The organism is Pseudomonas sp. NPDC087804, assembly GCF_044742965.1.
In the GTDB taxonomy this organism is placed as follows: domain Bacteria; phylum Pseudomonadota; class Gammaproteobacteria; order Pseudomonadales; family Pseudomonadaceae; genus Aquipseudomonas; species Aquipseudomonas rustica.
This window is the reverse complement of sequence record NZ_JBIUVN010000013.1, coordinates 119,158-125,606: the sequence shown is the minus strand read 5'-3', so window position 1 is coordinate 125,606 and position 6,449 is coordinate 119,158. Positions and strand designations below refer to the sequence as shown.

Here is a 6,449-nt window from a genome sequence, read left to right as displayed (position 1 = left end):
CGTGACCCTGATCGGCGCCACCGGTGCCGGCAAGTCCACGCTGCTGATGACGCTGTGCGGTTCGCCGCAAGCGCACAGCGGCAGCATCCGTTACATGGGTGAGGAACTGGTCGGCCAGGACTCGTCGCAGATCATGCGCAAGAGCATCGCGGTGGTGCCGGAAGGTCGTCGGGTATTCGCCCGTCTGACCGTTGAAGAAAACCTGTCCATGGGCGGCTTCTTCACCGACAAGGGCGACTATCAGGAACAGATGGACAAGGTTCTCGGACTTTTCCCACGCCTGAAAGAGCGCTTTAACCAGCGCGGCGGCACCATGTCCGGCGGCGAACAGCAAATGCTCGCCATCGGTCGTGCGCTGATGAGCAAGCCGAAACTGCTGCTACTCGACGAGCCGTCGCTGGGCCTGGCACCGATCATCATCCAGCAGATTTTCGACATCATCGAAATGCTGCGCAAGGACGGTGTGACGGTATTCCTGGTCGAGCAAAACGCCAACCAGGCGCTGAAAATCGCTGACCGCGCGTACGTTCTGGAGAACGGCCGTGTGGTCATGCAAGGCACCGGTGAAGCGCTGCTGACCGACCCGAAAGTACGCGAGGCGTACCTCGGCGGTTGATGCATTTCGCCCAACAAAAAAACGGCCTTCGGGCCGTTTTTTTATGCCAAGCACAAATCTTCAACCCAGCAAAAATCCCCTGTGCGGGCTTGCTCGCGAAGGCGGGGTGTCAGTTAGCAATGATGTCGACTGATACACCGCGTTCGCGAGCAAGCCCGCTCCCACAAGATCAACAGCTTAGAGAAGCCCTCAGTCGTTTGGTGTTCGCCAGACTTGAAATTGCTTCACACGTTGGCGCGAACAAAATCGACGATCTGCTGCACGGATTGAAATCTCTCGGCATCCTCATCAGATATTTCAATGTCGAATTCTTGCTCTATCGCCATAACCAATTCGACCGCATTTATTGAGTCCGCTCCTAAATTACCAATCACGTGATCTGCCCCCTTGAGCGTTGAAGAATTACCTTCAGGGATATTCTGTGCTATCACCGACCTCACACGCGTTTCTATGTCATCCATGTCAAACCTCATCTCGTTTTGAGTGGTAATCAGTGCTCTTGAATGAGGAATATAGAGCTCGAACGCTCTTCGCTCTACTGTCATAAATACCAGTTTTTTATACCCATTCACTATCAGCGCATCCTGCTTACTCCAAAAAATCAGATCTCTCTGTAGGAGCTGCCGAAGGCTGCGATCTTTTGATCTTGAAAGGCAAAGTCAAAAGATCGCAGCCTTCGGCAGCTCCTACAGGTGTCTGTGAAAAAGATTTGCACTTAAGCTGTAACGCATCGCCATGACCTTTCTCTAGAGGGTTAAGCAAGCGCAAAAACGCTTGTAAAAACCCTGACCGAAACTGGAGAAACACCATGACTGCTACCACCCGCACCCTGTCCGCTACCGCTTTGGTTCTGGCCCTCGGCTCTGCGCTGAGCATCGCTGCCGTTTCTACCGCCCACGCGGCCGATGACATGGAAAAATGCTTCGGCGTGGCCATGAAAGGCAAGAACGATTGCGCTGCAGGCGCCGGCACCACCTGCGCTGGCACCGCGAAAACCGACTACCAGGCCAACGCCTGGAAGCTTGTCCCTAAAGGCACCTGCGCCAAGACTGAAAGCAAAACCTCGCCGACCGGCTTCGGCCAGATGGAAGCTTTCAAAGCGAAGTCCTGATTCACGGCCTGCCTGAGTGACGATCATGTTCACACCTGACGACCATGCCCTCCCCCGCACTCAGGCAGCCCTCACCGGGCTCCCGCCCCGTGCCGGGCTGGGGCTCAAGACCGGGCACTTTCGTGAAGTGCTCGACACCCAGCCGGACATCGGTTTCTTCGAAGTCCACGCCGAAAACTACATGGTGGCCGGCGGCCCGTTTCATCACTTTCTCGGTTTGATTCGCGAACAGTATCCGCTGTCGCTGCATGGCGTCGGTTTGTCCATCGGCAGCGAAGGGCCGTTGGATACTCAGCACCTGCAACGTCTGGCCGAGCTGATCGAGCGCTATCAACCACACTCCTTTTCCGAACATCTGGCCTGGTCGAGCCACGGCCCAGTGTTCCTCAATGACCTGCTGCCCCTGGCCTACGACGAGCCGACGCTGAACCGCGTCTGCGCGCACATCGATCAGGTGCAGAACACTCTTAAACGGCCAATGCTGCTGGAAAACCCGGCAACGTATCTGGCGTTTCAGCATTCAACGTACGACGAGCCTGACTTCATCCATGAAGTGATCCGTCGCAGCGGCTGTGGGCTGTTGCTCGACGTCAACAATGTCTATGTGTCGTGCGTAAATCATCACCGTGATCCATTGGCGTATCTCGATGCGCTGCCCCTGCACGCGGTTGGTGAGATTCATCTGGCCGGGTTCGCCGAAGATTCCGACAACCTCGGCGACCGATTGCTGATTGACGATCATGGCGCGCCGATCGATCAGGCGGTTTGGGCTTTGTATTGGCAGACGCTGGATCGTATCGGGCCGATAGCAACCTTGATCGAACGGGACAATCAGGTGCCCCCGTTCAACACCTTGCTGGCCGAAGCGCAGCAGGCAGACGAAATGCTGCTGTGCGCCGGGAGTCGCCCATGAGCATGCAAAGCGAATTCAGCGCCGCGCTGCTCAATGTACGTCTGCCCTGCCCTGCCGGTTTGTGCAGCAACAACGGCGCCGATCCCGCCAGTCGTTTTGCGGTGTACCGCAACAATGTGCAGAGCTCGTTGATCAACGCACTGGCGGACGGTTATCCGGTGGTTGCGCAATTGGTCGGCGAGGAATTTTTCCGCGCCATGGCGGCCATTTTCGTACAACAGCAGCCGCCGCAGAGTCCGTTGATGAGCCGCTATGGCGAAGCGTTTGCGGACTTTATCGACGCCTTCGAACCGGCATCGAGCGTGCCCTATCTGGCCGATGTTGCGCGCCTTGAGCATTTACGCACGCAGGCCTATCACGCCGCCGACGCCGACCCCGTACGGCCAGAACAAATCACCGCAGCACTCGCCGCCCCGCAAGGCTTGAGCGATCTGTGCTTCACGCTTCATCCCTCCCTGCACCTCCTCCATTCGGCTTATGCCGTGGTTGCGATCTGGGCTGCACATCAGCAAGAACCGTCACTTGAAGGCATCGAAATCCATCAGGGCCAGCACGCGCTGATCCTGCGCAACGGACTGGAGGTTGAGGTGTTCGCCATCGATCACGGCGCCAGCGTGTTTATCCGCCATCTGATCAACGGCCAGCCATTGCTGGCAGCCGCCGAAAACAGCCCTGAATTCGATCTCAGCCAGACCCTGGCCTTGCTGATCGCGCGCAACGTCATCACCCACTTGAACAATAAGGTAACGCCATGAACAACCTGATCACTCGCGCCATTGCGCTGCTCGAGAGAATCCCCCAGAGCCTGATCGCTTTTATTGCGCGCTTCGCGATTGCAGCGGTGTTCTGGAAGTCCGGGCAGACCAAGATCGAGGGGCTGGCGATCGACCTGATCGACGGCACCTTTCAGCTTGGCTGGCCGCGTCTCGCTGATTCGACCATTCCGTTGTTCACCAGCGAATATCACGTGCCGCTGCTGTCGCCGGAGATCGCCGCGCACATGGCCGCGTTTGCCGAGCACTTCTTTCCGGTGCTGATTCTGGTTGGGTTTGCTACGCGCTTTTCGGCCATGGCGTTGCTGGGGATGACGTTGACCATTCAGCTGTTTGTATACCCGGATGCTTACCCGACTCACGGTACGTGGGCGGCGGTGTTGCTGTATCTGATGGCGACCGGGCCGGGCAAGATGTCGATCGACCACCTGATCGCCCGCCGTTTTTCCCGTTAAACAAAGATCCTTGTAGGAGCTGCCGAAGGCTGCGATCTTTTGCTCTTGAAAAGAAAGATCAAAAGATCGCAGCCTTCGGCAGCTCCTACAGGGGATCACCGTTAACGCTGGAGGCGATCCAGCGCCTCGCCGCTGCGTTTGAACCAGCCAATCAGATAGTCCGCCAGCACTTGCGTGCGCTTGGGCAAACCGCCCTGATACGGATGCACCAGGTACATCGGCATGCGCCGCGTCTGATAATCGCGCAGGAGCCAACGCAATCGGCCGTCAGCCAATTCCGCTTGCAACAGATAGGAAGGCAATCGCGCAATACCGGCGCCGCTGAGCGCGGCTTTTTTCAGCAAGTTGTAGTGATTGCTGGCAAACGGCCCGGACACGCGTACTCGCAACAATTCGTGCTGCTGGTGATACAGCCATTCTTCGCGGCCGCTGTAGTGGCTGTTGAGCAAACAACGGTGCTCGGCCAGCGCCTGTGGTGTCGCCGGTTCGCCGAATCGATCCAGATACGCGGGACTCGCACAGGTCATTTCCTGCCAGGCCAGCAACGGCTTGGCCACCAGTCGTTCGTCATTGGCCACTTCTGAACGGATCGCCAGATCAAAGCCATCGCGGGACAGATCGCGGTAGCTGTTGTTCAGCTCCAGCTCGATCTGCACCTCGGGATACTGATGCGAAAACTCCAGCAACAATCCATCGAAAAACGTTTCCCCCAGCGACACCGGAACCGTCATACGCACCGGGCCGGCCATGTCGTCCTTCAATCGCGCCAATGCCTGACGGGCTTTTTCGACCTGGACTACAAGCGCCTGCGCTTGCGGCAATAACGCAGCGCCCGCCGCCGTCAGGCTCAGGCGTCGAGTGGTGCGTTGTAGCAACACCACGGAAAACTGCGCTTCGAGCTGACTGATGCGTTTGGACAACTGCCCCTTGCTGCAGCCCAATTGCTGCGCCGCCAAGGTGAAACTGCCGGCTTCGATCAACACGGCGAACGCCGCCAGATCATCCATTTCGCTCATGGATTGTTTCCATTTGAAAACCAAAGGTTGCCTATTAGTGCGCTTATCCACAGAAAAAACCACTCTAGACTCAAACCTCGTTCACACACTTGAGGTACAGCTCGATGAAGATTCTGTTGATAGGCGCTGGCGGCACCATCGGTTCGGCCGTGGACAAAGAACTGTCGCAACGCCACGAAGTGATTCGTATCGGCCGCACCAGCGGTGATTTCCATGTGGATATCAGTGACAGCACGTCGATCCGCAAGCTGTTCGAGCAGACCGGCAAATTCGACGCACTGGTCTGCGCCGCTGGCAACGTCACCTTCGCCCCGCTGGGCGAGATGAGCGAAGACAGCTTCGCCCTCGGCCTCAAGGACAAGTTGATGGGCCAAGTGAATTTGCTGCTGATCGGCCGCGAATTCGCCAACGATGGCGCCTCGTTCACCTTCACTACTGGCGTGCTCAGCCACGATCCGATTCGCAGCGGTGCGTCGGCAGCGCTGGTCAACGGTGCGCTGGACAGCTTTGTGCGGGCAGCGGCCACTGAGTTGCCGCGTGGCCTGCGCGTTAACTCGATCAGCCCGACGGTGTTGCTGGAAGCAATGGGCAAATATGCGCCGTACTTCCGTGGCTATAAGCCGGTTCCTGCGGCGGATGTGGCGTTGGCCTACGCGAAAAGTGTTGAAGGGCTACAGACCGGGCAGACGTTTCACGTGGGGTGAGATCAAGAGATCGCAGCCTGCGGCAGCTCCTACCTGGGAATGTCGGGGTTGCGATGTTTTGCATTTTGCCGGCGGGCGGCGTAACTCGGTGTAGGAGTTGCCGCAGGCTGCGATCTTTTGCATTTGACTGACAGGCTGCGTAACGTGGCGACACTTGTCTGGAGAGCCGAAGATGCGTGTTGCCCGTTCGTTAGTCCTTGTTGCCCTGCTGCCGTTGTTTGCGGCGTGCCAGTTGTTCGATGGCCCGCGTGAAAGTGCCTCGCACGTCGGGCAAACGCGGATGCAGGGGCAACTGACCGCTGCTGACGGCAAACTGGTGTTCCAGCCGTGTCAGGATCAGCGCCAACTGGTGGTCAACGACATCGGCGGCACCAGCGTGCTGCAAGAAGCCGCCACCCTCGCCGACGAGCAAGGCAAGCTGTTCGCCGATGTTCGCGGCAAAGTCTCCGGTGATCGTCTCGATCTGACCCAGTTGTATCGCGTCGAACGTTCCGGCATCGCGTGTGATGATCCGAATTTCAAACTGCTGATCCTGCGTGCCGCCGGCCATGGCCCGGAGTGGAACGTCAAGGTTAGCGGCAAAGGTATGGTCATCGACCGTGAAGGCCAGCCGCCACTCGCCGTGCCATACATTGAAGATCAATTGGGCGATGGCCGCTTCAACCTCAGCAGCGAAGCCAATAACCAACGCATTGAATTGTGGGTCGCGCCGCAGCGCTGCATCGACAGCAACACCGGCAGCGTGCAGCACATGAGCGCCGAGTTGCGCATCGACGGCAAGGTGCAGCGCGGTTGCGGGTATTTCGGCGGATCGCGCAACGACTGAGCGTTTTAGCCTCACCGGATCCGGCCTTTGCGGCT

9 protein-coding genes are annotated in these 6,449 nt (G+C 58.0%); 7 read left to right on the top strand and 2 right to left on the bottom strand.

The genetic code is table 11. The features are described 5' to 3' along the window. On the top strand, window positions 1–616 hold a 616-nt coding region (locus ACIOMO_RS17610), incomplete at its 5' end, for an ABC transporter ATP-binding protein (RefSeq protein ID WP_401242422.1). 224 nt (window positions 617–840) lie between these two features. On the opposite strand, the gene ACIOMO_RS17605 is transcribed toward ACIOMO_RS17610, so the two are convergent. Then, window positions 841–1,077 (bottom strand): acyl carrier protein, encoded by a 237-nt coding sequence (locus tag ACIOMO_RS17605; protein ID WP_053117967.1) that lies wholly within the window; start codon window positions 1,075–1,077, stop codon window positions 841–843. 347 nt (window positions 1,078–1,424) lie between these two features. On the opposite strand from ACIOMO_RS17605, the gene ACIOMO_RS17600 reads away from it, so the two are divergent. Genes ACIOMO_RS17600 through ACIOMO_RS17585 form a run of 4 tightly spaced genes read left to right on the top strand, consistent with a single transcriptional unit; the run spans window position 1,425 to window position 3,868 of the window. After that, a complete protein-coding gene (locus tag ACIOMO_RS17600; protein ID WP_053117837.1) occupies window positions 1,425–1,727 on the top strand; it encodes a DUF2282 domain-containing protein in 303 nt (100 codons plus the stop codon). A 25-nt stretch (window positions 1,728–1,752) separates the two neighbouring features. After that, entirely contained in the window at window positions 1,753–2,640 is an 888-nt protein-coding gene (locus ACIOMO_RS17595; protein ID WP_401242419.1) for a DUF692 domain-containing protein, read from the top strand. Then, window positions 2,637–3,395, top strand: coding sequence for a DUF2063 domain-containing protein (locus tag ACIOMO_RS17590; RefSeq protein WP_401242416.1), 759 nt, complete (start codon window positions 2,637–2,639; stop codon window positions 3,393–3,395). Before ACIOMO_RS17595 ends, ACIOMO_RS17590 begins: the two co-directional genes overlap by 4 nt. Continuing rightward, window positions 3,392–3,868, top strand: a complete 477-nt coding sequence (locus tag ACIOMO_RS17585) for a DoxX family protein (protein ID WP_400753879.1) — start codon at window positions 3,392–3,394, stop codon at window positions 3,866–3,868. The genes ACIOMO_RS17590 and ACIOMO_RS17585 overlap by 4 nt, the downstream gene beginning before the upstream one ends. A 101-nt stretch (window positions 3,869–3,969) precedes the next feature. On the opposite strand, the gene ACIOMO_RS17580 is transcribed toward ACIOMO_RS17585, so the two are convergent. Next, the gene (locus ACIOMO_RS17580; protein ID WP_282354731.1) at window positions 3,970–4,884 is read right to left on the bottom strand and encodes a LysR family transcriptional regulator; all 915 of its coding nucleotides are present in this window, start codon (window positions 4,882–4,884) and stop codon (window positions 3,970–3,972) included. 104 nt (window positions 4,885–4,988) lie between these two features. Here ACIOMO_RS17580 and ACIOMO_RS17575 point away from each other — a divergent pair, with 104 nt between their 5' ends. Continuing rightward, on the top strand, window positions 4,989–5,588 hold the full coding sequence (locus tag ACIOMO_RS17575; RefSeq protein ID WP_053117827.1) for a short chain dehydrogenase: 600 nt from the start codon (window positions 4,989–4,991) through the stop codon (window positions 5,586–5,588). Window positions 5,589–5,760: 172 nt separating this feature from the next. Then, the gene (locus tag ACIOMO_RS17570; protein WP_401242412.1) at window positions 5,761–6,414 is read left to right on the top strand and encodes a COG3650 family protein; all 654 of its coding nucleotides are present in this window, start codon (window positions 5,761–5,763) and stop codon (window positions 6,412–6,414) included. Window positions 6,415–6,449: the final 35 nt, after the last annotated feature.

Bases quoted from the DNA above. Each gene is read 5' to 3' on its own strand.
- ACIOMO_RS17585 (WP_400753879.1), top strand. From the start codon at position 3,392: ATGAACAACCTGATCACTCGCGCCATTGCGCTGCTCGAGAGAATCCCC.
- ACIOMO_RS17605 (WP_053117967.1), bottom strand. From the start codon at position 1,077: ATGGATGACATAGAAACGCGTGTGAGGTCGGTGATAGCACAGAATATC.
- ACIOMO_RS17595 (WP_401242419.1), top strand. From the start codon at position 1,753: ATGTTCACACCTGACGACCATGCCCTCCCCCGCACTCAGGCAGCCCTC.
- ACIOMO_RS17590 (WP_401242416.1), top strand. From the start codon at position 2,637: ATGAGCATGCAAAGCGAATTCAGCGCCGCGCTGCTCAATGTACGTCTG.
- ACIOMO_RS17600 (WP_053117837.1), top strand. From the start codon at position 1,425: ATGACTGCTACCACCCGCACCCTGTCCGCTACCGCTTTGGTTCTGGCC.
- ACIOMO_RS17575 (WP_053117827.1), top strand. From the start codon at position 4,989: ATGAAGATTCTGTTGATAGGCGCTGGCGGCACCATCGGTTCGGCCGTG.
- ACIOMO_RS17570 (WP_401242412.1), top strand. From the start codon at position 5,761: ATGCGTGTTGCCCGTTCGTTAGTCCTTGTTGCCCTGCTGCCGTTGTTT.
- ACIOMO_RS17580 (WP_282354731.1), bottom strand. From the start codon at position 4,884: ATGAGCGAAATGGATGATCTGGCGGCGTTCGCCGTGTTGATCGAAGCC.